Genomic DNA, 25,673 nt, shown 5'->3' with positions numbered 1-25,673 from the left:
CTGCAGGCCACTCGCCTGTCCCCATTTGCCAGGAGTGTGCCTTCATGTCGTTGCGTTCCCTCGCCCTGTTGTCTTTGTGCGTCGTACTGACCGCGTGCAGCAAGATCAATCAGGAAAACTATTCCAAGCTCAAGACCGGTATGAGCAAGGCCGAGGTCGAGCAACTGCTCGGTACGCCAGCCGAATGCTCCGGTGCGTTGGGCATGAGTAGTTGTACGTGGGGGGACGAAAAGAGCTTCATCAGTGTGCAGTACGCGGCAGACAAGGTGCTGATCTACTCCGGGCAGGGCCTCAAATGAGGCGTGTGCACCTACTGCTGGGGTTGTGCCTGGTCATGCTCCTGGGTGGCTGCGCCACCTCCGCCACCGACCCGCTGACGCCGAAGACCGCCGGCAATGTCGACCTCAAGCGCTACCAGGGCAAATGGTACGAGCTGGCGCGCCTGCCGATGAAGTACCAGGCCGACTGCGCCCAGTCCGAAGCCCACTACAACCTCAAGCCCGATGGCTCCTACGGTGTGCTGAACCGCTGCCGTACCCTGGGGGATGAATGGCTGCGCGCCGAGGGGCATGCCAACATCCAGGAACCGGGCCATACCGACCGGCTGTGGGTGGAGTTCGACAACTGGTTCACCCGCCTGGTACCGGGCGTGGCCAGGGGCGAGTACTGGATCCTGTACGTGGACGATCACTACCGCACGGCCATCGTCGGCAGCCCAGACCGCAAGTACCTGTGGATTCTTTCGCGCACGCCGACATTGCCGGCCTGGGAGCGCGAGAGCCTGATGTCCAAGGCCCGCCAGCAGGGCTATGACACCAGCCGCCTGATCTGGCGCACCCCCGACAAGCAGATCGTGCAGATGCATTAAATGAACGGGGGCCGCGTTGCGGTCCCCCCGTAGGAGCGAGCAAAGCTCGCGATGGGCTGCAAAGCAGCCCCACCTACCGACTACCCCAAAAGCCCCCGCAAAACTTCGGCAAACGCCCGCCCGCTCTCTTCTTCCAACCCATGCCGCCCCTGGCGCACCACCCACTGCCCATTGACCATCACATCCCGCACCTGACGGTCCCCCCCGGCAAACAGCCAGCGGTTCAGAATCGCATCCCCCTCCGCTATGGCGATATAGGGGTCCTGCCCATCCAGCACCAGCCAGTCAGCACGCTTGCCCACCGCCAGCTCGCCAATCGGCTGCCCCAGCGCCTGAGCCCCGCCCACCAGCGCCGCGTCGTACAGGGTGCGCCCAACCATCGGCTGATCGCCACGGTACAGCCGGTTGCGGCGCTGGTCGCGCAGGCGTTGGCCATATTCCAGCCAGCGCAGTTCCTCGACCACGCTCAGCGACACATGGCTGTCCGAGCCAATGCCCATGCGCCCACCCTGGGCAAGGAAGTCCACTGCCGGGAAAATCCCGTCGCCAAGGTTGGCCTCTGTGGTCAGGCACAGCCCTGCCACCGCACCGCTGCGGGCCATGGCGCTGACCTCGTCGGCCTCGGCATGGGTGGCATGCACCAGGCACCAGCGCGGGTCCACCTCGACATGTTCATACAGCCACTGCAACGGCCGCAGCCCGCTCCAGGCCAGGCAGTCATCCACTTCCTTCTGCTGCTCGGCAATGTGGATGTGAACCGGGCACTGCCGGTTGCTGGCCGCCAATACGTCGGCAATCTGCCCAGGCGTTACCGCGCGCAGCGAGTGAAAGCACAGCCCCAGCTGCTGGGCCGGTTGCGCGGCCAACAGCGGCGCCAACTGCGCCTGCAGCCGCAGGTACTGTTCGGTGGAATTGATGAAGCGCCGCTGGCCCTCGTTGGGGGCCTGGCCACCGAAGCCTGCGTGGCTGTACAGCACCGGCAGCAGGGTCAGGCCGATGCCGCTGGCCGCCGCGGCGGCGCTGATGCGTAGGGACAGCTCGGCGGGGTCGGCATAGGCGCTGCCTGCCGGGTCATGGTGCACGTAATGGAATTCGGCCACCGAGGTGTAGCCGGCCTTGAGCATTTCGATGTACAGCTGGCGGGCGATCACCTGCAACTGCTGCGGGGTGATCTTGCCAACCAGGCGGTACATCAGCTCGCGCCAGGTCCAGAAGCTGTCATTGGGGTTGCCCGCCACCTCGGCCAGCCCCGCCATGGCCCGCTGGAAGGCATGCGAGTGCAGGTTGGGCATGCCCGGCAGCAGGGGGCCGGCCAGGCGCTCGGCGCCGTCAGCGTTGGTATTGGCGTCGATGCGGGCCAACAACCCGGCAGCGGACACCTCCAGGCGCACATCGCGGGCCCAGCCGCTGGGCAGCAGGGCGCGTTCGGCAAAATAGGCGGGCATTGGCACAAATCCTGTTATTGTTTGACTTGTATATACATATACAGGCGTTTGCCTGCCGGGTAAACTGCGGCAAGCTACCGCTCATTCCATAGCCTAAGGACTCAAGCCGTGCCGACACCTCCTGTCTCCGCGCTGGTTGCCCAGATGGGCGAGGGCCCGGCGCCGCTGTATGCGCGGGTCAAGCAGATGATCATCCAGCAGATCGAAAATGGCACCTGGCCGCCGCACCACCGGGTGCCGTCGGAAAGCGAGCTGGTCAGCCAGCTGGGCTTCAGCCGCATGACCATCAACCGGGCCTTGCGCGAACTCACCGCCGAAGGGTTGCTGGTGCGCATGCAGGGCGTCGGCACCTTCGTCGCCGAGCCCAAGAGCCGTTCGGCGCTGTTCGAGGTGAACAACATTGCCGACGAGATCGCTGGCCGTGGCCACCAGCATAGCTGCCAGGTGATTACCCTGGCCGAGGAGGCCGCCGGTTCCGAGCGCGCCCTGGCCCTGGACATGCGCGAAGGCCAGCGGGTATTCCACTCGCTGATCGTGCACTACGAGAACGGCGTGCCGGTGCAGATCGAAGACCGCTACGTCAACGCGGCCATCGCCCCGGATTACCTCAAGCAGGATTTCACCCGGCAAACCCCATATGCCTACTTGTCCCAGGTCGCCCCGCTGACCGAGGGCGAGCACGTGGTCGAAGCGATTCTTGCCGAGCCCGAAGAGTGCCGCCTGCTGCAGATCGAGCGTGGCGAGCCGTGCCTGTTGATTCGCCGGCGCACCTGGTCTGGCCGCCAGCCGGTCACGGCAGCGCGGCTGATTCACCCAGGTTCCCGTCACCGCCTTGAAGGACGTTTCAGCAAATGACCCAATTGCAGGTGCTGCGTGCACAGGACTACCCGCGCATGCCGTGGAAGAACGGTGGCGGCTTCACCGAAGAGATCACCCGCGACGACGGCGAGGGCCTTGATGGTTTCGGCTGGCGCTTGTCGATTGCCGACATTGAGGAATCGGGTGGGTTTTCCGTGTTCGCCGGTTACCAGCGGATCATCAGCGTACTGCAGGGTGATGGCATGCGCCTGCTGGTCGACGGCCAGCTCAGCCGGCCGCTGCTGGCCTTCGATGCATTCGCCTTCAGTGGCCAGAGCCAGGTCAGTTGCAACCTGCTGGGCGGGGCGATTCGCGATTTCAACCTGATCTATGCGCCGCAGCGGTATCGGGCGCGGTTGCAGTGGTTCGATGGCAGCAGCCGGTTGTACAGCTCGGCGTCGACGGTGTTGTTGTTTGCGGCCAGTGGCCAGGTTGAGGTGGCGGTGGCGGGGGAAGGGCACCTGCTGGGGCGGTACGATTGCTTGCGGCTGGAAGGTAATGACGGGTTGCTGGAGCTGGATGTGCAGGGACGGGTTTGTTTGATTGAATTGCACGCGCGGTGAGGTTGGCGGTGCATTTTCATTGCCTTTGAGATCGAGCGCCGCCCGCGCGGCGCTTCGCGAGCTGTGCTCGCTCCTACGTTTGTTTTTGGCCAGTAACACCTGTGACAGGCACGCGCGACCGCCTTGTTGGTACGACGCGATATCGCGCCATGCGCCAAGGCGTTTCTCAGGACGCACTGGCCCAAAACAAACGTAGGAGCGAGCGCAGCTCGCGAAGCGCCGCGCGGGCGGCGCTCGATCTTCGCCCCACCCCCTAACCCCCGCCATACGGCGAGTTCCGATTATTTTGGTTGTCCATGCTTGTACATACAAGTAAAGGTGTGTTTATCTATTCACCACGACACACCTGCCCGCGGACATCCGCCGAGGACCTTCCCCGTGACCGACAACAACAAATACCGTGACGTTGAAATCCGTGCCCCCCGTGGCAACAAGCTGACCGCCAAAAGCTGGCTGACCGAAGCGCCACTGCGCATGCTGATGAACAACCTCGACCCGCAGGTTGCCGAAAACCCCAAGGAGCTGGTGGTGTACGGCGGCATTGGCCGCGCCGCACGCAACTGGGAATGCTACGACAAGATCGTCGAAACCCTGACCCGCCTGGAAGACGACGAAACCCTGCTGGTGCAGTCGGGCAAGCCGGTCGGCGTGTTCAAGACCCACAGCAACGCCCCCCGTGTACTGATCGCCAACTCCAACCTGGTGCCGCACTGGGCCAACTGGGAACACTTCAACGAACTGGACGCCAAGGGCCTGGCCATGTACGGCCAGATGACCGCCGGCAGCTGGATCTACATCGGCAGCCAGGGCATCGTCCAGGGCACCTATGAAACCTTCGTCGAAGCCGGCCGCCAGCACTACGGCGGCAGCCTGAAAGGCAAGTGGGTACTCACCGCAGGCCTGGGCGGCATGGGCGGCGCCCAGCCGCTGGCGGCAACCCTGGCCGGCGCCTGCTCGCTGAACATCGAGTGCCAGCAGAGCCGCATCGATTTCCGCCTGGAAACCCGCTACGTCGACGAGCAGGCCAGCGACCTCGACGACGCCCTGGCGCGCATCGCCAAGTACACCGCTGAAGGCAAGGCCATCTCCATCGCCCTGCACGGCAACGCCGCTGAAATTCTGCCGGAACTGGTGAAGCGCGGCGTGCGCCCGGATATGGTCACCGACCAGACCAGCGCCCACGACCCGCTGAACGGCTACCTGCCCGCCGGCTGGACCTGGGAGCAGTACCGCGACCGCGCCCAGACCGAGCCGGCCGCCGTGGTCAAGGCTGCCAAGCAGTCGATGGCCGTGCACGTGCAGGCCATGCTCGACTTCCAGAAGCAGGGCGTGCCGACCTTCGACTACGGCAACAACATCCGCCAGATGGCCAAGGAAGAGGGCGTGGCCAATGCCTTCGACTTCCCAGGCTTCGTTCCGGCCTATATCCGCCCGCTGTTCTGCCGCGGTGTCGGCCCGTTCCGCTGGGCGGCGTTGTCTGGCGATGCCGAGGACATCTACAAGACCGACGCCAAGGTCAAGGAACTGATCCCAGACGATGCCCACCTGCACCGCTGGCTGGACATGGCCCGCGAGCGCATCAGCTTCCAGGGCCTGCCAGCACGTATCTGCTGGGTAGGCCTGGGCCTGCGTGCCAAGCTGGGCCTGGCCTTCAACGAAATGGTGCGCAGCGGCGAGCTGTCGGCGCCGGTGGTGATCGGCCGTGACCACCTGGACTCGGGCTCGGTGTCCAGCCCCAACCGCGAAACCGAAGCCATGCGCGACGGCTCCGACGCGGTGTCCGACTGGCCGCTGCTCAATGCCCTGCTCAACACCGCCGGCGGCGCCACCTGGGTGTCGCTGCACCATGGCGGCGGCGTGGGCATGGGCTTCTCCCAGCACTCCGGGATGGTCATCGTCTGCGACGGCACCGACGCAGCCGCCGAGCGTATCGCCCGTGTGCTGACCAACGACCCAGGCACCGGCGTGATGCGCCATGCCGATGCCGGTTACGACATCGCCATCGACTGCGCCAAAGAACAGGGCCTGGACCTGCCGATGATCACAGGTTGATCGCTGCACCTTGAGTGATACTGAACAACAAGAGGGGCCTGTGGGCCCCCGCCACAATGGAGTAGCGAAGTGACCGAATTGACCCTCAAGCCCGGCACCCTGACCCTGGCCCAGCTGCGCGCCATCCACGCCGCCCCCGTGCGCCTGCAGCTCGATGCCAGCGCCGCGCCGGCCATCGACGCCAGCGTTGCCTGCGTTGAGCAGATCATCGCCGAGGACCGCACCGCCTACGGCATCAACACCGGTTTCGGCCTGCTGGCCTCGACCCGCATCGCCAGCCACGACCTGGAAAACCTGCAGCGTTCGCTGGTGCTGTCCCACGCCGCCGGTGTTGGCGCGCCGCTGGACGACGCCCTGGTGCGGCTGATCATGGTGCTCAAGATCAACAGCCTGAGCCGCGGTTTCTCCGGCATCCGGCGCAAGGTCATCGATGCGCTGATCGGCCTGGTCAACGCCGAAGTCTACCCACACATTCCGCTCAAGGGCTCGGTGGGCGCCTCCGGCGACCTCGCCCCGCTGGCGCACATGTCGCTGGTGCTGCTCGGCGAAGGCAAGGCCCGCTACCAGGGCCAGTGGCTGCCAGCCAGCGAAGCCCTGGCCGTCGCCGGCCTTGAACCGCTGACCCTGGCCGCCAAGGAAGGCCTGGCGCTGCTCAACGGCACCCAGGCATCCACCGCCTATGCCCTGCGCGGCCTGTTCCAGGCCGAAGACCTGTACGCCGCCGCCATCGCCTGCGGCGGCCTGAGCGTCGAAGCAGCACTCGGCTCGCGCTCGCCGTTCGATGCGCGCATCCATGCCGTGCGCGGCCAGCACGGCCAGATCGACACCGCTGCCTGCTTCCGCGACCTGCTGGGCGATTCCAGCGAAGTGTCGCTGTCGCACAAGAACTGCGACAAGGTTCAAGACCCGTACTCGCTGCGCTGCCAGCCACAGGTCATGGGCGCCTGCCTGACCCAGATCCGCCAGGCGGCCGAGGTGCTGGGCATCGAAGCCAACGCCGTGTCGGACAACCCGCTGGTGTTCGCCGCCGAGGGCGATGTGATTTCCGGTGGCAACTTCCACGCCGAACCCGTGGCCATGGCTGCCGACAACCTTGCCCTGGCGATTGCCGAGATAGGCTCGCTGAGCGAGCGACGCATTTCGCTGATGATGGACAAGCACATGTCCCAGCTGCCGCCTTTCCTGGTGGAAAACGGCGGGGTCAACTCCGGCTTCATGATCGCCCAGGTCACCGCCGCCGCGCTGGCCAGCGAGAACAAGGCCTTGTCCCACCCGCACAGTGTCGATAGCCTGCCGACCTCGGCCAACCAGGAAGACCACGTGTCGATGGCGCCTGCCGCCGGCAAGCGTCTGTGGGAAATGGCCGAGAACACCCGGGGCGTGCTGGCCATCGAATGGCTGGGTGCGTGCCAGGGGCTGGACCTGCGCAAGGGCCTGAAGACTTCGGCGAAGCTGGAGCAGGCCCGCCAGGCGCTGCGTCGTGAGGTGCCGCACTATGACCGTGACCGCTTCTTTGCGCCGGACATCGAGGCGGCTGTCGAGTTGCTGGCCCAAGGGAGCCTGACCGGGCTGCTGCCTGCTGGGGTCCTGCCTAGCCTTTGATGCACCTGGGGCCGCTTGGCGGCCCATTCGCGGGGCAAGCCCGCTCCTACAGGGGGCAGGTTCGCCCGGCGAACAGGGCTGCAGGGCAGCCCTCCTCGATCTCACGACCACAAAAACAATTTAAGGACGTGACATGCAACAAGCTCAAGGTCTCAAGCGCGGGCTAACGGCCCGCCACATCCGCTTCATGGCCCTTGGCTCGGCCATCGGCACCGGCCTGTTCTACGGTTCTGCCTCGGCCATCCAGATGGCCGGCCCGGCGGTGCTGCTGGCGTACCTGATTGGCGGCGCGGCGGTATTCATGGTCATGCGCGCGCTTGGCGAAATGGCCGTGCACAACCCCGTCGCCGGTTCCTTCGGCCATTACGCCACCACCTACCTCGGCCCCATGGCAGGCTTCATCCTGGGCTGGACCTACGCCTTCGAGATGGTCATCGTCGCCATCGCCGACGTCACCGCCTTCGGTATCTACATGGGCTTCTGGTTCCCGGAAGTGGCCCGCTGGATCTGGGTGCTGGGCATCGTCTTCGTCATCGGCGGCCTGAACCTGTGCAACGTCAAAGTGTTCGGCGAAATGGAATTCTGGCTGTCGCTGCTCAAGGTCGGCGCCATCGTGGCGATGATCCTGGCGGGCATCGGCATCATGGCCTTCGGTTTCAGCCAGGTCACCGGCGAGCATGCCGTGGGCCTGGGTAACCTGTTCGCCCATGGCGGCTTCATGCCCAACGGCATCACCGGCGTGATTGCCTCGTTCGCCGTGGTGATGTTTGCCTTCGGCGGCATCGAGATCATCGGTGTCACCGCCGGCGAGGCGAAAGACCCACAGCGCGTGATTCCCAAGGCGATCAATGCCGTGCCGCTGCGCATCCTGCTGTTCTACGTGCTCACCCTGCTGGTGCTGATGTGCCTGTACCCTTGGCCGCAGATCGGCAGCGAAGGCAGCCCGTTCGTGCAGATCTTCAGCCACCTGGGCATCGGCTCTGCCGCCGCAGTGCTGAACATCGTGGTGATCTCGGCGGCGGTGTCGGCCATCAACAGTGACATCTTCGGCGCCGGCCGCATGATGTATGGCCTGGCCCAGCAAGGCCATGCACCGCGCAGCTTCGGCAAATTGTCCAAACATGGCGTGCCGTGGATGACCGTGGTGGTGATGGGCGCGGCGCTGTTGCTGGGCGTGCTGCTCAACTACCTGATTCCGGAAAACGTGTTCCTGCTGATCGCCTCCATCGCCACCTTCGCCACCGTGTGGGTGTGGCTGATGATCCTGGTCACCCAGGTGGCCATGCGCCGGCGCATGAGCCGTGAAGAGGCGGCCCAGTTGAAATTCCCGGTGCCGTTCTGGCCTTACGGGCCGGCCATGGCGATTGCCTTCATGGTGTTCATTTTCGGCGTGCTCGGCTACTTCCCCGATACCCAGGCAGCCTTGCTGGTCGGCGTGGTCTGGGTGGTATTCCTGGTGGCGTCCTACCTGTTGTGGTGCAAGCCACGTGCAGGCAAGCACGTGCCTGCCGAGCTGCACCGCTAGCCTAGGAGATTGCACATGAGAACCCTCTGGCAGCACTGCCATGCGGCAACCCTGAGCGAGGGCCGTTACTCGGTCATCGAAGACGCGGCCATCGTTACCCACGAGGGGTTGATCGAGTGGATCGGCCCGCGTGCCGAGCTGGCGCTGGTGAAGGCCGAGCGCACCGTCGACCTGGGCGGCGCCTGGGTCACCCCGGGGCTGGTCGACTGCCACACCCACGCGGTGTTCGGCGGCAACCGCAGTGGCGAGTTCGAGCAGCGCCTGCAGGGCGTGAGCTATGCCGAGATCGCCGCCCAGGGGGGCGGCATCGCCAGCACCGTGCGGGCGACCCGCAGCGCCAGCGAGGACGAACTGTTCGCCAGTGCCCGCCAGCGGGTTCAGGCGTTGATGCGCGATGGTGTGACCACCGTCGAGGTCAAGTCCGGCTACGGCCTGGACCTGGCCAACGAACGCAAGATGCTGCGTGTGGCCCGGCGCCTGGCCGATGAGTTGCCGCTGACGGTGCGCGCCACCTGCCTGGCCGCCCACGCCCTGCCGCCGGAGTACGCCGGCAGGGCCGACGCCTATATCGCCCATATCTGCGACGAGATGCTGCCGGCCCTGGCTGGCGAAGGGCTGGTGGATGCGGTGGATGCGTTTTGCGAGCACCTGGCGTTTTCCCCGGCGCAAGTGGAAAAGGTGTTCATCAAGGCCCGTGAACTGGGTTTGCCGGTGAAGCTGCATGCCGAGCAGTTGTCGTCGTTGCACGGCTCAAGCCTGGCTGCACGTTACCAGGCGCTCTCGGCCGACCACCTGGAGTTCATGACCGAGGAAGATGCCATCGCCATGGCCAAGGCCGGCACCGTCGCCGTGCTGCTGCCGGGCGCTTTCTACTTCCTGCGTGAAACCCAGTTACCGCCGATGGATGCACTGCGCCGCCATGGGGTGAAAATTGCCCTGGCCAGCGACCTCAACCCCGGCACTTCGCCCGGGTTGTCACTGCGCCTGATGCTGAACATGGGCTGCACGCTGTTCCGCATGACCCCGGAAGAGGCCCTGGCTGGCGTTACGTTGCATGCGGCTACCGCGCTGGGCCTGGGCGACAGCCATGGCTCGCTGGAAACCGGCAAGGTGGCCGACTTCGTCGCCTGGCAAATCGCCCGCCCTGCCGACCTGGCCTACTGGCTGGGCGGCGACCTGCCCAAGCGCGTGGTGCGCCTGGGCCATGAAATCTCCCATTGAGCGAGGCACGATGGACAAGGTACTGAGTTTCCACCAGGGCCGCTTGCCCCTGCTGATCAGCATGCCCCACGCCGGCCTGAAATTGACACCCGCCGTGGACCAGGGGCTGGTCGAGGCCGCACGCAGCCTGCCCGACACCGACTGGCACATTCCGCGTTTGTATGAATTTGCCCGTGAACTGGGGGCGAGCGTGGTGGCGGCGGAGTATTCGCGCTTCGTCATCGACCTGAACCGCCCGGACGATGACAAGCCGCTGTATGCCGGCGCCACCACGGGCTTGTACCCCTCGACACTGTTCGATGGCGAGCCGCTGTTCAAGGAAGGCCTGGCGCCCACCGCCGCAGAGCGTGAGCGCTACCTGGAGACGATCTGGCGGCCTTATCACAACACGATCCGCAGTGAGCTGGCACGCCTGCGTGAAGCCCATGGCTATGCCCTGTTGTGGGATGCCCACTCGATCCGCTCGCTGATCCCGCACCTGTTCGACGGCAAGCTGCCGGACTTCAACCTGGGCACCTTCAACGGCGCCAGTTGCGACCCGGCGCTGGCCGAGCGCCTGCAGGGCGTGTGTGGCGAGGCGCAGGGCTACAGCCATGTGCTCAACGGGCGTTTCAAGGGTGGCCATATCACCCGGCACTACGGCGCCCCGGCGAACCACATCCACGCGGTACAGCTGGAGCTGGCGCAAAGTACCTACATGGAAGAGTACGAGCCCTTCGCCTACCGCGAAGACCGCGCCCAGCCCACCCAGCAGGTGTTGCAGGCGCTGTTGCAGGCGATGCTGGCGTGGGGCCGGGAGCGTTATGGGAGGCGGGTATAACGGGGGCGGCCCCATCGCGAGCTGCGCTCGCTCCTACGAAGGGCCAGCCTCCCCGGTCCCCGTAGGAGCGAGCGCAGCTCGCGATCACCGGCAACGCCGGTGCCATCTTCACCCGTTATTGACGTAGCCAAGGGTCAGCTCGCGCAGCAGCGCCAGCGCTTCCTGGTCCCTGTCATCCTGCAGGCCTTGCTGCAGGCGTAGTTCCTCCTCCAGTGGATGGTCGGCACCGGCCAGCTCCAACACCCGCTGCCCGAAGCGCGCCTCTATGTCCTCGAAGCGGGCCCTGTGCTCGGCGCGCAGGCGTGCGGTCCAGTCGCCATTGGCCAGCAGGTAATCGATGAACGCCTCACTGTGCTCGCTCTGGCGCACGCTCTCCAACACCCTGGAAAGCTCCCCCCGTGCCAGGTTCGCGGCGCCGCGAAAACGCATGCTGTCGGCAATCGGCAGGTCCAGCTCCCGCGCCAGTTCCCGGCGGTAGGCCAGGCGCACCGAAACCAGGTCGCCGGAACCTGTGCGCATGCTGGCAAGCTTTTCCAGCTGGCCGATGCGAAACAGCTGCAGCAGGCGCCGATGCAGGGTTTGCAGGGTATCCCCCGCGTCGATCAGCAAGCGCTTGGCCATCAGGTACAGCTCGATGTTGTTGAACTCCTGCAGTGCGCCGTCATGGCAGGTTTGCGTGCCCGTTTCAGGGTTGGGCAGTGCGGCGGCGGCAATGCTTTCCATCACCGGGCGCTCGTCCTGGTTGGCCACGGCCGCCACCAGCATCAGGCGCACGCGCTCGCAGAAACTGGCCTGGGTGGTGGGGTCGACGAACGGCGCGGCATTGTGCAGGCGGCCCACCAGGCGCAACAGGTCGCTGCCTTCGAGTTGTTCCCAGCAGGCCTGCAACGCCTCGTTCTGTGCATCGTTGCCCAGCATCCAGTCTTCCAGCCTGGGGGTATCGTCGCCCAGCAGCGGGAAGTGCGGGTGGCTCAGCGACTCTTCGCTGGAGTTGCTGACCAGCAACAGGTTGTCCGGGATGTCCAGGGCGAAGGAGTAGGTGCGCTGGCTGTCGGAAAACGCCCGCACGCGCAGGATGGTTTCCAGCGGCAAAGGGTTGTCGAACAGGGAAATCGACGAGATCGGCATGGCATCGTTCAGGTTTTCCAGAATGTGCGCCGGCAGGTCGGTGAGGTTGTTCGCACTCAGGTCCAGCAGCTCCAGGGGCAGCAGATCATTGCACCATTGCGGCCAGGCTTGCAGGTTCATGTTGGTCAGCCCGAGGGAGTTCAGGTTGCTGGACAGGCGGGCCGGCACCTGGGTGATGGTGCCGACCCGGTTGCCGGAAAGGTCCAGCGATGTCAGGTGTTCAAGCCCGGCAAAGGTTTCGAGCATGGCCTGGTCGACTTCCAGGCCCATGTTGCGAAACTCAAGGTACGTCAGCTGCGGCAGGCGCAGCAGCGCCGAGGCGAGCGCCGGTGTTGCACCCTGGTGTGCATCGATGGTGAGGCGGGTGATGTTCGGGAAGCGCGCAAGCAGTTCGCTGAGTTGCGAGGCGGTGCCACTGAGGCGGGTCAGTGTCATCGAATGCACGCGGCCACCGAAGAACGCCGGCAGCCGACGTGGGAAGTGCTCGATGGCAACGTCTTCCAGTGCCAGGCGCAGGTATTGCTGGCCGCGTTCCTGGCGCTCCCAGAATTCATTGATCGCGGTGGCGATGCGCTGCCGGTCTTCCAGTGCGGCCTGGGTCAGCGGGTTGTTCGAACTCGATGCCTGGGCCCAGCCATCGATCGCATCGCGCATTTGTTGGCGTTCATTGCGGATAAGCGCCAGGCGCTCATTGAGTGCCGAGGGCTGGTCCACGGTCACCTGGGCCGTTTCGGCGCGCTCGTTGAGCAACAGGCGTTGCAGGTGGGTTTCGTTGATGGTGTTGCCTTCCAGGGCAATGGCTGGCGGCCGGGTGAGCGTGTCTGCCTCGTTGAGCAGGAAGGCGGGTAGCGAGGTGAGGTTGTTGTCCTGCAACGACAGGTGGCCCAGGCGCCCCAGGGCGTCGCTGCCGATGCCAAGGGGCCACTGGCTCAATTGCATGCGGTTGAGCCCCAGGTAATCCAGGTTGAATGCATGGAAGCTTGGCCGGTCACCGCTTTGCTGCAAGCGGTTGCCACTGAGGTCCAGGTGGCCCAGGTGCTCCAGCTCCGCCAGCGCATTCAGGTGGCTGCCGGTGAAGGCGATGTTCTGGTTGGTCAGTGCCAGCCTGCGCAAGTTGGGCAGGGCCGTGGCGATGCCCGTTACGCTGGGCAGCAGCGAGGGCGTTGCCCGAGGGTGGTTGGGCCGGCTGATCTCCAGGGCTTCGAGTTGCGGCAGCAGCCCGAACAGGCGTTGCATCAGGCGCTCGTTCTGCCCCCAGCCGGCCAGGGTGCCGCTGGGCAGGTCGAGCAGGTGCAGGCTGCGTATGCGCCGGTAGAAGAAACCGGGCAGGGTCATGGGGATGTCGGTCAACGGTACGCCCTGGACGCTCAGTTCGGCGCCGAGGGCGTGGTCATCCTCCAGGGCGGTGTCGTACCAATGCTGCATGATCGCTTCGCGCAGCGTGTCATAGGCGCGGGCGGCCTGGTCGGAGGCGGGTGAAATGGCCTCGCTCCAGTCGTCCAGCCCGCGTTGCAGCGCGCTGCGTTCTTCCAGCAGTGCGGTCAGGTATTCGACGATCTGCAGGCGGTTGCGGCCTTGGCCGGCAATCGACATCAGGATGTGCTCGGCCGGCCTGTTGGTGCGCTCCGGGATGCCGGTCGCTCGCACGGTGGCGAGCAGGTGCTGGCGCGTGCTGCCTTGGGCTGCGTTGTCGCCGCTGCTCAGTGGGTAGCCCAGGCGGCCATCGGCCAGGCGCATGGGCGAACGCAAGCCGGGGCGAATGGGTTGCATGGCCAGGGTGGCGCGCAAGGCTGGGCGCGGTAGCAGTGGGCTGTGCTGCATCAGGCGCTGCAACGCCTTGCCATCGGCCACCTGCAACTGCGCCATGGCCTCGGGCAGGGCTTGGTGCAGTGCGGTGAAAAGGTCTGGGTGCAGGGTTACCGGTGTTTCGCGCAGGGTCGTCTCACGCACGATGTAACCGGCTTGGGCATGGGTGATGGTGGGGGAAGGCCGGGCGTCCAGCGGGCCGATGGCATGCAGCTGGTCGGGCCAGTGGCTGCGCTGGAGTAGCTGCAGCTTTGTCTCTGCCGGCCAGCCTGGCAGGCGCTGCAGGGTTTGCAGGATCAGGCGGTCGCTGTCCCAGCTTTGCACGCCAGCCAGGTACAGGCCTTCGTAGGTCCGGGCGAGGCGAATGCGCTGTTGGTAAACGCGGATTTCCTCGACCAGGCGTAGGGGGATCTTGCCGGTGGCGAGTTGTTCCCGCTCAAGGGCGCTGGCGCTGTGGATAAGTTCATCCACAACCGGGCTTGGCAGGTTGGGATAGACGCGCTGGATGCTGTCGCTGCTGGCCGCCTGAGGGCCGGGCAGGTTTTCATAGGCGCGGGCGAACTCGCCGGGCGAGAGGTAGGTTTGGCCCAGCTTGAAGCGTTGCAGGGTGTCTTCCAGCAAGGCGGGCAAGCGGCGGTTTTCTGCCAGTGTTCGGCGCAGCACGTCTTCGTCGATATCGCAGGTTTTCAGGGCCGTCTGCAGGCTTGCCTCGTCGACCTGGGCGCTCAGATGGCCCAGGCGGCGCAGCAGGGCAGGGCCGCGCCAGGTTTGCGGCTGCTCGGTTTCCAGCAGCCATGCCCCGAAACCGTTGTGCCGGGCAGCCGGCTGGTAGGCCTGGGGGCGGGTGGGGTGTTCCAGGCGGTACTCATTGCCCGCCTGCCTGACCGAGAACACCCGGTCCTCAACTGGCAGCCAGGTTTTGCCGGCGTGGTGAATCAACCCGGAGGCGTCTGGCTTGAGCCCTGCCGGCAGTACCAGGTCGTGAGCGAAGGGGGCCAGGTCAGGTTTCCACAGGCGGTGCTCGCCGTCGGGCAGCTCGACCGGTTGCAGTTCTTCGATGAACGACGGCGTTTCCACCGGGATTCGTTCCACCACCGGGATGCCTTGGCCCTGGGCCGCAGCAAGCAGCGCCGCCATGATGGCGACGTTGTCGATTACATCCATCAAGTAGTCGAAGGCCTGCTGACGGTCGCCTTCGAGCCAGCTGTCGATGCCCTCGAAGGCTTCATTGGCCAGCTGCAGCACGGTAACGCCGAGCATCACCGCGCCCAGCGGCGGGATGAAAAGGGCCGCGATATTGAGGCTGGTCAGCGACAGGGCCTTGAAGTAGCCAAGGTGGCGCTCGGCAGTGATGCCGTCCTGGGTGGCGGTGGGCACCGCGTGAAACAGTGCGTCGTCCCTCAGGCGCTGCTGGCGCTGGGCCGCCAACGCATCGAGGCACGGTTGGGTGAAGGGCTGCACGTGCAAGCGCACGTGGGCATCGGGATCGGGGATACGTTCCTTGAACTGGCCGCTGGCGTTCCAGGTGTAGGGTTCCAGGGTGTCGGTGAGCTTTTCAAGGAAACCGGCCTTGTGGCGGTCGGGTAGCAGTTGCTGGTGTTCCTTGCGCCGCAGCGTGGGCAGTTGCTTGAGCAGGAAGGCTTCGGCATCGGCCCTGCTGGCATGTTGGGTCAAGGGCTCGGGCATGCCGGGCAGGTACAGCACCAGCCAGCCGTCATAGGGAAACTCAGGCCCTGGCGGGAATCGGCCCGCGCCGGTTTCAACGCGGGCGTCGATGCCAATGGCCATGGCGCCGGTGAGCGTAGTGTGCAGCAGTTCGACACCCGCGCAGAGTACGGGGCGCCCGTCATGCTCGACCGGGCTGTCGCGGTCGAGCTTGAGCAGGGTTGCATGGACGGCGCTGTCGATCTTGCCCAACAGGAAGGCCTGGTGAACCTGCAAGGTAAACGAGGAGCGCTCGGCAGTCTTGAATACCGCCCGGACGGCGTCGGCGTCAGGCTGGTCGGCTGGCGGGTCGAGCGCATCGAGCAGCCCCTGGTACTTGCCACCGATATCCAGCTCGCGCGCCAGGGCTGCGAACTCCTCTGCGAGGATGGGCAGCTTCTGCGCCCTGGATAACAGGCTGACGTCGTTGCTGTCGAGAATGGCTGATGCATTGTTGCCGGCGCTGAGCCCCCCGGGCTGCGCCTCGAACGCCTCGAAATTCTGCAGGGCACTGTGCAGCAGCGATTGCGTGGCCAGTTTCAAGGCACGGGACGAGGTGGCAAAGGGATCGTCGCCCAGGCTGGACAACGCTTCCTTCAGCTCGGCCACCCGCTGCAGGTTCATCAGGTAGGTGCGTGATACGTCGAGCGCCTGCCCGAAGCGCTGCTTGATCGCCTCCGTCAGCAGGCCGGTGGCGTACGGCTCAAGCGCCGGCACGGTGGCCAGCAGCGCCTTCAGCCCGGCCTCGGCCTGCTGGTGCTTTCCATAGGTGTGCGTCAGCGCCTTGGCCACCGCCGGGTGGGCCAGGCAGGCCCGTTCAAGCTGCGGGTCGCGCTGGCTGGCCGCCTGGCGCATGCGTTGGCGCTGCTCGGGCTGGGCATTGGCGACCCAACCCGGCAGCTTGCTGCTGACCAGCTGGTGGTAGTGGCCTGGGTTGGAGGCTGTGGGTTTGACCGGGTCGAACATGGGGAAATCTCACGTTGGCTGAGTTCTCCCGATGCTATTGAGCGCTGCCTGCGCCCTGCACATAAGATGATCTTGCCGAGACACATGCTCAAAGCGCAATTCAGGTTTATGATGGCCCACGGCCGAATTAATCCTCACACGGAGTGCGCGATGCAGACCCTCTACCCGCAGATCAAACCCTACGCCCGGCACGATCTGGCCGTGGAAGCGCCGCATGTGCTGTATGTCGATGAAAGCGGCTCACCGGAAGGCCTGCCCGTGGTGTTCATCCACGGTGGCCCGGGCGCTGGCTGCGATGCCCAGAGCCGCTGCTACTTCGACCCCAACCTGTACCGCATCATCACCTTCGACCAGCGCGGCTGTGGCCGCTCCACGCCGCACGCGAGCCTGGAGAACAACACCACCTGGCACCTGGTCGAGGACCTGGAGCGCATCCGCAAGCACCTTGGCATCGACAAGTGGGTGCTGTTCGGCGGCTCGTGGGGCTCGACCCTGGCCCTGGCCTACGCCCAGACCCACCCCGAGCGCGTGCATGGTTTGATCCTGCGCGGCATCTTCCTGTGCCGGCCACAGGAGATCCAGTGGTTCTACCAGGAAGGCGCCAGCCGCATGTTCCCCGACTACTGGCAGGATTACATTGCACCGATTCCGCCGGAAGAGCGCGACGACCTGGTCAAGGCCTTCCACAAGCGCCTCACCGGCAACGACCAGATCGCCCAGATGCACGCGGCCAAGGCCTGGTCCACCTGGGAAGGCCGCACCGCCACCCTGCGCCCGAACCCGCTGGTGGTCGACCGCTTCTCCGAGCCGCAGCGGGCCTTGTCGATTGCCCGCATCGAATGCCACTACTTCATGAACGATGCCTTCCTGGAGCCCGACCAACTGATTCGCGACATGCCGAAAATCGCCCACCTGCCGGCGGTGATCGTGCATGGCCGCTATGACGTGATCTGCCCGCTGGACAACGCCTGGGCGCTGCACCAGGCCTGGCCGAACAGTGAGCTGAAGGTGATTCGCGATGCTGGCCACGCCGCTTCCGAGCCGGGTATCACCGATGCCCTGGTACGTGCCGCCGACCAGATGGCGCGGCGCCTGCTCGACCTGCCCCTGGAAGAAGCATGAGGGGCTTGCTGCAGCGTGTGCGCGGCGCCCGGGTGGAAGTGGGCGGGGAAATCGTCGGCGCCATCGACCAGGGCTTGCTGGTGCTGGTGGCGGTCGAGCCTGAAGATACCCGCGAGCATGCCGATAAGCTGTTGCACAAGCTGCTCAACTACCGGGTGTTCAGTGACCCGCAGGGCAAGATGAACCTGTCGCTCAAGGACGTGCAGGGCGGCTTGTTGCTGGTGTCCCAGTTCACCCTGGCGGCCGATACCCGCAGTGGCATGCGCCCGAGTTTTTCCACCGCAGCGCCGCCGGCATTGGGCGCCGAGTTGTTCGACTATCTTTTCCAGCAGGCGCGCCAACAGCACGCCGATGTGGCCAGCGGGCGCTTCGGCGCCGACATGCAGGTACACCTGGTCAATGATGGCCCCGTGACATTCTTGTTACAAATATGAGGTTAAAAAACCCTTTGTTTGTAGGAAAACAAGGGGTTTTGTACGATAAATAGTTAGTCCAGCCTGATGCGTTGTAACGCATCCTGCTGGATAATCGCGCGCTGCGTGAGCCTGCGTTCGCGGGTTCGTTTCACTCTGACTCGAGCATTGTCTGGATCCGTTTGGGGAATCATTACGCCCTCACGGGGTCCGAACAGTGCTCGCCAACCCGGCATTTGTCGCTGGCCGTTGGTTTCATGATCTGTTTTCGGCGAGGGTTGCTCGTGATTGTTAGTCCCCAAAAAGCATCAAGAATCCCCGGCACCGGGCTGCGCAAGGCCCTGATGGCCAGTGTGGCACTGGTCGGCCTGATGAGCGCGGGCCAGCTGTGGGCATTCAATCTTGACGATGTTGCAGCCAAGGCAAAGGATCTGGCCGGCCAGAAATACGAAGCACCGAAAAGCAACCTGCCTGCTGTGTTCCGCGACATGAAGTTCGCGGACTACCAGAAGATCCACTTCCTGCAGGAAAAGGCCGAATGGGCCAAGGACAAGACCCCATTCAAGCTGTCGTTCTACCACCAGGGCATGCACTTCGATACGCCGGTGAAGATCAACGAGGTCACCGCCAGCAAGGTCGAGGAAATCAAGTACGACGCCAGCCGCTTCGAGTTCGGTGACGTCCCGCACGACCCGGAAACCACCAAGAACCTCGGCTACGCCGGCTTCCGTGTGCTCTACCCGATCAACAAGGCCGACAAGCAGGACGAGATCATGACCCTGCTGGGGGCCAGCTACTTCCGCGTGGTCGGCAAGGGCCATGTGTACGGCCTGTCGGCCCGTGGCCTGGCGATCGACACCGCGCTGCCGTCTGGCGAGGAATTCCCGCGCTTTACCGAGTTCTGGGTAGAAAAGCCAAAGCCTGCCGACAAGCACCTGGTGATCTACGCCCTGCTGGACTCGCCGCGCTCCACCGGCGCCTACAAGCTGATCCTGCGTCCGGGCAACGACACCGTGGTCGATGTGCAGTCGCGTGTGTTCCTGCGTGACCACGTCAGCCGCCTGGGTGTCGCGCCGCTCACCAGCATGTACCTGTTCGGCCCTAACCAGCCATCGAAGGTGCTGAACTACCGCCCAGCCCTGCACGACTCCGAAGGCCTGTCGATCCACGCCGGCAATGGCGAGTGGATCTGGCGTCCGCTGAACAACCCGAAACACCTGGCCGTGAGCAACTTCAGCGTGGAAAACCCACGTGGTTTCGGCCTGATGCAGCGTCACCGTGACTTCAAGGACTACGAAGACCTCGACGACAACTACCAGAAGCGCCCAAGCGCCTGGATCGAGCCGAAGGGCGATTGGGGCAAGGGCACCGTCGACCTGGTGGAAATCCCGACCGCCGACGAAACCAACGACAACATCGTTGCCTTCTGGAGCCCGGAAACCCTGCCAGAGCCGGGCAAGCCGTTCGAGTACGCCTACCGCCTGCACTGGACCATCAACGAGGCCCAGTTCCAGGCCCAGGACCTGGGTTCGGTCAGCCAGACCATGCGCTCCACCGGTGACGTCAAGCAGTCCAACCTGATCCGCCAGCCTGACGGCAGCGTGGCCTTCCTGGTCGACTTCACGGGCCCGGCCCTGGCCACCCTGCCTGAAGACGCCCCGGTACGCAGCCAGATCAGCGTCGGCGACAACGCCGAGGTGGTCGAGAACAACCTGCGCTACAACCCGGAAACCAAGGGCTGGCGCCTGACCCTGCGGTTGAAGGTCAAGGAAGCCAACAAGTCCACCGAAATGCGCGCTGCGCTGGTGCGTGACGTACCTGTCGAGCCGGCCAAGCCTGCCGAGGAAGCCAAGCACGAGAAGGCCGTCGCCAAGCACGCCAAACACGACAAGGCAGCCAAGGCGGAGCCCGCCAAGGCCGAACAACCAGCCGCCGATGCGGCGCCCACCAACGGGACCCCGGCCACCACCGAACAGGTGCTGACCGAGACCTGGAGCTATCAGTTGCCTGCCGATGAGTAACTCAAGCGCAAGGCCAGAATCGCTTGGCGAATACCTGGCCCACCTCCCACTGAGCGATGAGCAGCGTGCGGAACTCGCCAGCTGCACATCGTTTGGTGAGCTGCACCAACGCCTGGCGGCCCACCCGGCCGCCAACGCCACCGAGGCCGTGCAGGCCTCAGTCGGCCCACGCCTGACCGTGGGCAGCGCGGCCGAGCTGGAAGACGCCGAGATGCTCGGCGTCGACGGCAGCGGCCGGCTGTGCCTGAAGATCGCACCGCCGATCAAGCGCACCAAGGTGGTGCCTGAGCCATGGCGCACCAACGTGCTGATTCGCCTGTGGCGGCGCATGACCGGCCGCCCCAACGCCCCGCAACCGCCCAAGCGCGAGCTGCCGGCGGCGCGCTGGCGTACGGTCGGGTCGATCCGCCGCTACATCCTGCTGACCCTGATGATAGGCCAGACCATCGTCGCCGGCTGGTACATGAAGGGCATCCTGCCGTACCAGGGCTGGTCGTTCGTCGACCTCGACGAAGTGCTGCGCCAGCCGCTGTGGGACACCGTGGTGCAGGTGTGGCCGTATGCCTTGCAAACGTCCATCCTGGTGCTGTTCGGCATCCTTTTTTGCTGGGTGTCGGCGGGCTTCTGGACCGCGCTGATGGGCTTCCTCGAACTGCTCACCGGGCGCGACAAGTACAAGATTTCGGGCAGCAGCGCCGGCAACGAGCCGATTGCACCCGAGGCGCGCACTGCGCTGGTGATGCCGATCTGCAACGAAGACGTGCCACGGGTGTTCGCAGGCCTGCGCGCTACCTTCGAGTCGGTGGCCGCCAGCGGCAACCTCGACCGCTTCGACTTCTTCGTCCTCAGCGACACCAACGACACCGACATCGCCGTGGCCGAGCAACAGGCCTGGCTCGATGTGTGCCGTGAAACCAAAGGCTTTGGCCGCATCTTCTACCGCCGCCGCCGGCGCCGGGTGAAGCGCAAGAGCGGTAACCTCGACGACTTCTGCCGCCGCTGGGGCGGCGAGTACAAGTACATGGTCGTGCTCGACGCCGACAGCGTCATGAGCGGCGAGTGCCTGAGCAGCCTGGTGCGCCTGATGGAGGCCAACCCGGACGCCGGCATCATCCAGACCGGGCCGAAGGCCTCGGGCATGGACACCCTGTATGCGCGCATGCAGCAGTTCGCCACCCGCGTGTACGGCCCGCTGTTCACCGCCGGCCTGCACTTCTGGCAGCTGGGCGAGTCGCACTACTGGGGCCATAACGCGATCATTCGCATGAAGCCGTTCATCGAGCACTGCGCCCTGGCGCCGTTGCCGGGCAAGGGCGCTTTCGCCGGGGCCATCCTCTCCCACGACTTCGTCGAAGCCGCGCTGATGCGCCGCGCCGGCTGGGGCGTGTGGATCGCCTACGACCTGCCGGGCAGCTACGAGGAATTGCCGCCGAACCTGCTCGACGAGCTCAAGCGTGACCGCCGCTGGTGCCACGGTAACCTGATGAACTTCCGCCTGTTCCTGGTCAAGGGCATGCACCCGGTGCACCGTGCGGTGTTCCTGACCGGGGTGATGTCGTACCTGTCGGCGCCGCTGTGGTTCCTGTTCCTGGTGCTGTCGACCGCCTTGCTGGCGACCAACACGCTGATGGAGCCGCAGTACTTCATCGAGCCGTACCAGCTCTACCCATTGTGGCCGCAGTGGCACCCGGAAAAAGCCGTGGCGCTGTTCTCCACCACCATCGTGCTGCTGTTCCTGCCCAAGCTGCTCAGCGTCATCCTGATCTGGGCCAAGGGCGCCACCGAGTTCGGTGGGCGCATCAAGGTTACCCTGTCGATGCTGATGGAGATGCTGTTCTCCATGCTGCTGGCGCCGGTGCGGATGATCTTCCACTCGCGCTTCGTGCTGGCCGCGTTCCTCGGCTGGGCAGCGACCTGGAACTCGCCGCAGCGTGACGACGACTCCACGCCGTGGAGCGAGGCGGTGCGCCGCCATGGCCCGCAAACCCTGCTGGGTGTGTGCTGGGCCGGGTTGGTGGCCTGGTTGAACCCAAGCTTCCTGTGGTGGCTGGCGCCAATCGTCGGCTCGCTGGTGCTGTCGATTCCGGTGTCGGTGATTTCCAGCCGCACGCGCCTGGGCCTGGCGGCCAAGGACGAGAAGCTGTTCCTCATCCCCGAGGAATACGCCACGCCGCAAGAGCTGCTGGCCACCGACCAGTACACCCACGAGAACCGCTGGCATGCCCTGCATGACGGGTTCGTGCGGGCTGTGGTCGACCCGCGGCAAAATGCCCTGGCCTGCGCCATGGCCACTGCCCGCCATGGCCAGGCCGCGCCGATCGAGGCGATGCGTGCCGAGCGCGTGGCCAAGGCCCTGGAAGCCGGCCCGAAAGGGCTGGACCTCAGCACCCGCCTGGCGCTGCTCAGCGACCCGGTGGCCCTGAGCCGCCTGCACGAGCAGGTCTGGGCCCAGCACAATGCGGCCTGGATCGACCTGTGGCGTGCGTCGATCAACAACGACCCGCATTCCCCGCTGTTGCCGCTGCACCCGGAGAACGAAGGCCAACCGGCACTCGCCGGCGCCTGACAGGCCGCTATCGCGAGCTGCGCTCGCTCCTACACTGAACACCTGTAGGAGCGAGCAAAGCTCGCGATGCGCCGCCCAAGCGGCGCTCAATTCCCCGCCATCCCTCGATTTTGGCCAACAAAGTCCCCCCCGGCTCTAGGTCCCAGGGCCGCCATGCGTTAGCATCCCTCTCCGATAATCCGCATCGGCCGGTACGGCCGTGCCAAGACAATAAGATTGGTTTCTTTTTTCCTAGGGGACTTGGTGATGATCAAGAAATACCTTTCGCGCCTGCTGGTCGGTGTCACCGCCCTGGTCGCGGTAACTGCGGCCCAGGCTGGCGCCATCGACGATGCGGTCAAGCGTGGCACCCTGAAAGTGGGCATGGACCCCACCTACATGCCGTTCCAGATGACCAACAAGCGCGGTGAAATCATCGGCTTCGAAGTCGACATCCTCAAGGCCATGGCCAAGTCCATGGGCGTGAAGTTCGAGGCGGTTTCCACGGCCTACGACGGCATCATCCCGGCCCTGCTGACCGGCAAGTTCGACATGATCGGCAGCGGCATGACCCTGACCCAGGAACGCAACCTGCGCCTGAACTTCAGCGAACCCTTCATCGTGGTGGGCCAGACCCTGCTGATCCGCAAGGAGCTGGCCGGCGAGATCAAGTCGTACAAAGACCTCAACGACGAGAAATACCGCCTGACCTCCAAGCTCGGCACCACCGGCGAGATGGTGTCCAAGAAGCTGATCGGCAAGGCCAAGTACCACGGCTACGACAACGAACAGGAAGCGGTGATGGACGTGGTCAACGGCAAGGCCGACGCCTTCGTCTACGACGCGCCGTACAACGTGGTGGCGGTGGAGAAGGCCGGCGCTGGCAAGCTATTGTTCCTCGAAGAACCCTTCACCTACGAGCCGCTGGCCTTTGGCCTCAAGAAGGGCGACTACGACAGCATCAACTTCATCAACAACTTCCTGCACCAGATCAAGCATGACGGGACCTACGATCGTATCCACGACAAGTGGTTCAAGAACAAGGACTGGCTGAAGGAAATGGAATAAGGCCCAGGCCACAAGCCCAGGCTCTGACCCCCGACGCGCAGGTAAACCCTGCGCGTTCGCTTTTACGGAAGTACCCACGTGATCAAACACAAGAAAGCCCAGTGGCCCTGGCATGCGCTGACCGCGCTGGTCCTGGTGGGCCTGGCGCTCAGCCTGTACCTGGCCACTTCGATGATTTCCTACGAGTGGCGCTGGAACCGCGTTCCGCAATACTTCGCCTACAAGGCCGAAGAGGCGCAGCGTGCCAGCGGCTACGGCACTGTGCAGGAAATCGTCGTTTCCGGCGATAACGCCCGCGTTACGCTGAAGGACGAGAGCGGTGCCGAGCAGGTGCTGGACGTGGCCAAGGACAGCCTGCAACTGAGCCGCGGCGACGACGTCTCCGAAGGCGACCAGATCGGCGTCACCCGCCACTGGGCGGCCGGCCCGCTGGCCTGGGGCCTGTGGACCACCTTGTGGATCTCGGTGGTGTCTGGCGCGCTGGGCCTGGTGATCGGCCTGTTTGCCGGGCTGTGCCGGTTGTCGAACAACCCGACCCTGCGCGACCTGTCGACCGTCTACGTCGAACTGGTGCGCGGCACGCCGTTGCTGGTGCAGATCTTCATCTTCTACTTCTTCATCGGCACCGTGCTCAACCTGTCCCGCGAGTTCGCCGGGGTGGCGGCGCTGGCGCTGTTCACTGGCGCCTACGTGGCGGAAATCGTCCGCGCTGGCGTGCAGTCGATTGCCAAGGGGCAGAACGAGGCGGCCCGTTCGCTGGGCCTCAATGCCGGCCAGTCGATGCGCCATGTGATCCTGCCGCAGGCGTTCAAGCGCGTGCTGCCACCGTTGGCCGGGCAGTTCATCAGCCTGGTCAAGGACACCTCGCTGGTGTCGGTGATCGCCATCACCGAGCTGACCAAGAGCGGCCGCGAGGCCATTACCACGTCGTTCTCGACCTTCGAGATCTGGTTCTGCGTGGCAGGCCTGTACCTGCTGATCAACCTGCCGCTGTCGCACATCGCCAGCCGGCTCGAGCGGAGGCTTGCGCAAAGTGATTGAAGTTCGTGACCTGCTGAAAGTCTTCGACACCCGTGGCCAGGTGGTACGGGCTGTGGATAACGTCACCACCCAGGTCGCCAAGGGCGAGGTGGTGGTAGTGCTTGGCCCGTCCGGCTCGGGCAAGTCGACCTTCCTGCGCTGCCTGAACGGCCTGGAGCATTTCGACGAAGGCCATGTGGCCATCGACGGCCTGCAACTGGCCGACCCCAAGACCGACATCAACGCCTACCGCCGCGAAGTGGGCATGGTGTTCCAGCACTTCAACCTGTTCCCGCACATGACCGTGCTGGAAAACCTGTGCCTGGCGCAGAAGGTGGTGCGCAAGCGCAACAAGGCCGAGCGTGAAGCCAAGGCGCGGGCGTTGCTGGAAAAAGTGGGTATCGCGCAGAAGGCCAACGAGTTCCCCTCGCGCCTGTCTGGCGGCCAGCAGCAGCGGGTGGCAATCGCCCGCGCCCTGGCGATGGACCCGAAGGTGATGCTGTTCGACGAGCCGACCTCGGCGCTCGACCCGGAAATGGTCGGTGAAGTGCTGGACGTGATGAAGACCCTGGCCCAGGAAGGCATGACCATGGTCTGCGTGACCCATGAAATGGGCTTTGCCCGGGAAGTGGCGGATCGCGTGCTGTTCTTCGACCATGGCAAGCTGCTGGAAGACTCGGCCCCGGCTGAGTTCTTCGCTGCGCCGAAAGACCCACGGGCCCAGGCCTTCCTGCGCCAGGTGCTCTGACCGTACCGGCCTCTTCGCGGCCAACCCCGCTCCTTGTAGGAGCGGGCTTGCCCCGGGTACAAACCGGAGACATCGTTTACATTCCAAACCGGGGACATGGTTTACAGGCTAATACGCATGATCAGGAGGTATCTGATCATGCCCTGGAACCAAGAGTCCCCCATGGATCAACGAATCA

At 64.9% G+C, this 25,673-nt stretch carries 17 protein-coding genes and 1 pseudogene; 16 read left to right on the top strand and 2 right to left on the bottom strand.

The annotated features are described in order from the left end of the window. Positions 1-44 precede the first annotated feature (44 nt). Both bamE and F3J45_RS16190 read left to right on the top strand, forming a co-directional pair. Entirely contained in the window at positions 45-299 is a 255-nt protein-coding gene (gene bamE, locus F3J45_RS16195; protein ID WP_043212571.1) for an outer membrane protein assembly factor BamE, read from the top strand. Continuing rightward, on the top strand, positions 296-868 hold the full coding sequence (locus F3J45_RS16190; protein ID WP_167064505.1) for a lipocalin family protein: 573 nt from the start codon (positions 296-298) through the stop codon (positions 866-868). Before bamE ends, F3J45_RS16190 begins: the two co-directional genes overlap by 4 nt. A gap of 80 nt (positions 869-948) precedes the next feature. Here the strand turns inward: F3J45_RS16190 and F3J45_RS16185 are convergent, their stop codons facing one another. Continuing rightward, positions 949-2,313 (bottom strand): formimidoylglutamate deiminase, encoded by a 1,365-nt coding sequence (locus tag F3J45_RS16185; protein ID WP_167064502.1) that lies wholly within the window; start codon positions 2,311-2,313, stop codon positions 949-951. A 144-nt stretch (positions 2,314-2,457) separates the two neighbouring features. Here F3J45_RS16185 and hutC point away from each other — a divergent pair, with 144 nt between their 5' ends. The 7 genes from hutC to hutG all read left to right on the top strand — a co-directional run bounded on the left by hutC (position 2,458) and on the right by hutG (position 10,954). After that, positions 2,458-3,168, top strand: coding sequence for a histidine utilization repressor (hutC, locus tag F3J45_RS16180; RefSeq protein ID WP_205299689.1), 711 nt, complete (start codon positions 2,458-2,460; stop codon positions 3,166-3,168). Continuing rightward, positions 3,165-3,734 (top strand): HutD family protein, encoded by a 570-nt coding sequence (locus F3J45_RS16175; protein ID WP_167064496.1) that lies wholly within the window; start codon positions 3,165-3,167, stop codon positions 3,732-3,734. Before hutC ends, F3J45_RS16175 begins: the two co-directional genes overlap by 4 nt. A gap of 378 nt (positions 3,735-4,112) precedes the next feature. Beyond that, on the top strand, positions 4,113-5,786 hold the full coding sequence (hutU, locus tag F3J45_RS16170; RefSeq protein WP_167064493.1) for a urocanate hydratase: 1,674 nt from the start codon (positions 4,113-4,115) through the stop codon (positions 5,784-5,786). A gap of 69 nt (positions 5,787-5,855) precedes the next feature. Further along, a complete protein-coding gene (gene hutH, locus F3J45_RS16165) occupies positions 5,856-7,388 on the top strand; it encodes a histidine ammonia-lyase (protein ID WP_167064489.1) in 1,533 nt (510 codons plus the stop codon). 133 nt (positions 7,389-7,521) lie between these two features. Further along, positions 7,522-8,913 carry an amino acid permease gene (locus F3J45_RS16160; protein ID WP_167064487.1) on the top strand — a complete coding sequence of 464 codons (1,392 nt, stop codon included), beginning with the start codon at positions 7,522-7,524 and terminating at the stop codon, positions 8,911-8,913. A 15-nt stretch (positions 8,914-8,928) separates the two neighbouring features. Further along, entirely contained in the window at positions 8,929-10,134 is a 1,206-nt protein-coding gene (hutI, locus tag F3J45_RS16155; RefSeq protein ID WP_167064484.1) for an imidazolonepropionase, read from the top strand. A gap of 10 nt (positions 10,135-10,144) precedes the next feature. After that, positions 10,145-10,954 (top strand): N-formylglutamate deformylase, encoded by an 810-nt coding sequence (gene hutG / locus F3J45_RS16150; protein ID WP_167064481.1) that lies wholly within the window; start codon positions 10,145-10,147, stop codon positions 10,952-10,954. A 108-nt stretch (positions 10,955-11,062) separates the two neighbouring features. On the opposite strand, the gene F3J45_RS16145 is transcribed toward hutG, so the two are convergent. After that, a complete protein-coding gene (locus F3J45_RS16145; RefSeq protein ID WP_205300547.1) occupies positions 11,063-16,558 on the bottom strand; it encodes a dermonecrotic toxin domain-containing protein in 5,496 nt (1,831 codons plus the stop codon). Positions 16,559-16,708: 150 nt separating this feature from the next. Between F3J45_RS16145 and pip the strand changes: the two genes are divergently transcribed. From pip to F3J45_RS16110, 7 genes and pseudogenes are all read left to right on the top strand, one after another. Next, positions 16,709-17,680 carry a prolyl aminopeptidase gene (gene pip, locus F3J45_RS16140; protein ID WP_167064478.1) on the top strand — a complete coding sequence of 324 codons (972 nt, stop codon included), beginning with the start codon at positions 16,709-16,711 and terminating at the stop codon, positions 17,678-17,680. Further along, entirely contained in the window at positions 17,677-18,114 is a 438-nt protein-coding gene (gene dtd / locus F3J45_RS16135; protein ID WP_167064475.1) for a D-aminoacyl-tRNA deacylase, read from the top strand. Before pip ends, dtd begins: the two co-directional genes overlap by 4 nt. Positions 18,115-18,482: 368 nt before the next feature. Then, positions 18,483-19,901 (top strand): annotated as a pseudogene (locus F3J45_RS16130) (glucan biosynthesis protein G); the annotation flags it as partial. A gap of 205 nt (positions 19,902-20,106) precedes the next feature. Beyond that, positions 20,107-22,680 (top strand): glucans biosynthesis glucosyltransferase MdoH, encoded by a 2,574-nt coding sequence (gene mdoH / locus F3J45_RS16125; protein WP_167064472.1) that lies wholly within the window; start codon positions 20,107-20,109, stop codon positions 22,678-22,680. 246 nt (positions 22,681-22,926) lie between these two features. Continuing rightward, complete coding sequence (locus F3J45_RS16120; protein WP_205299659.1) at positions 22,927-23,727, top strand: transporter substrate-binding domain-containing protein; 801 nt, start codon at positions 22,927-22,929, stop codon at positions 23,725-23,727. A gap of 78 nt (positions 23,728-23,805) precedes the next feature. Next, on the top strand, positions 23,806-24,768 hold the full coding sequence (locus F3J45_RS16115; RefSeq protein WP_167064469.1) for an amino acid ABC transporter permease: 963 nt from the start codon (positions 23,806-23,808) through the stop codon (positions 24,766-24,768). 10 nt (positions 24,769-24,778) lie between these two features. Then, positions 24,779-25,495, top strand: coding sequence for an amino acid ABC transporter ATP-binding protein (locus F3J45_RS16110; RefSeq protein WP_240158238.1), 717 nt, complete (start codon positions 24,779-24,781; stop codon positions 25,493-25,495). Positions 25,496-25,673: the final 178 nt, after the last annotated feature.

It is taken from the genome of Pantoea sp. Ap-967, assembly GCF_011752565.1.
GTDB lineage: Bacteria > Pseudomonadota > Gammaproteobacteria > Pseudomonadales > Pseudomonadaceae > Aquipseudomonas.
Note: the sequence above shows the minus strand (reverse complement) of the source record. Positions and strands in the feature narration are given on the sequence as shown.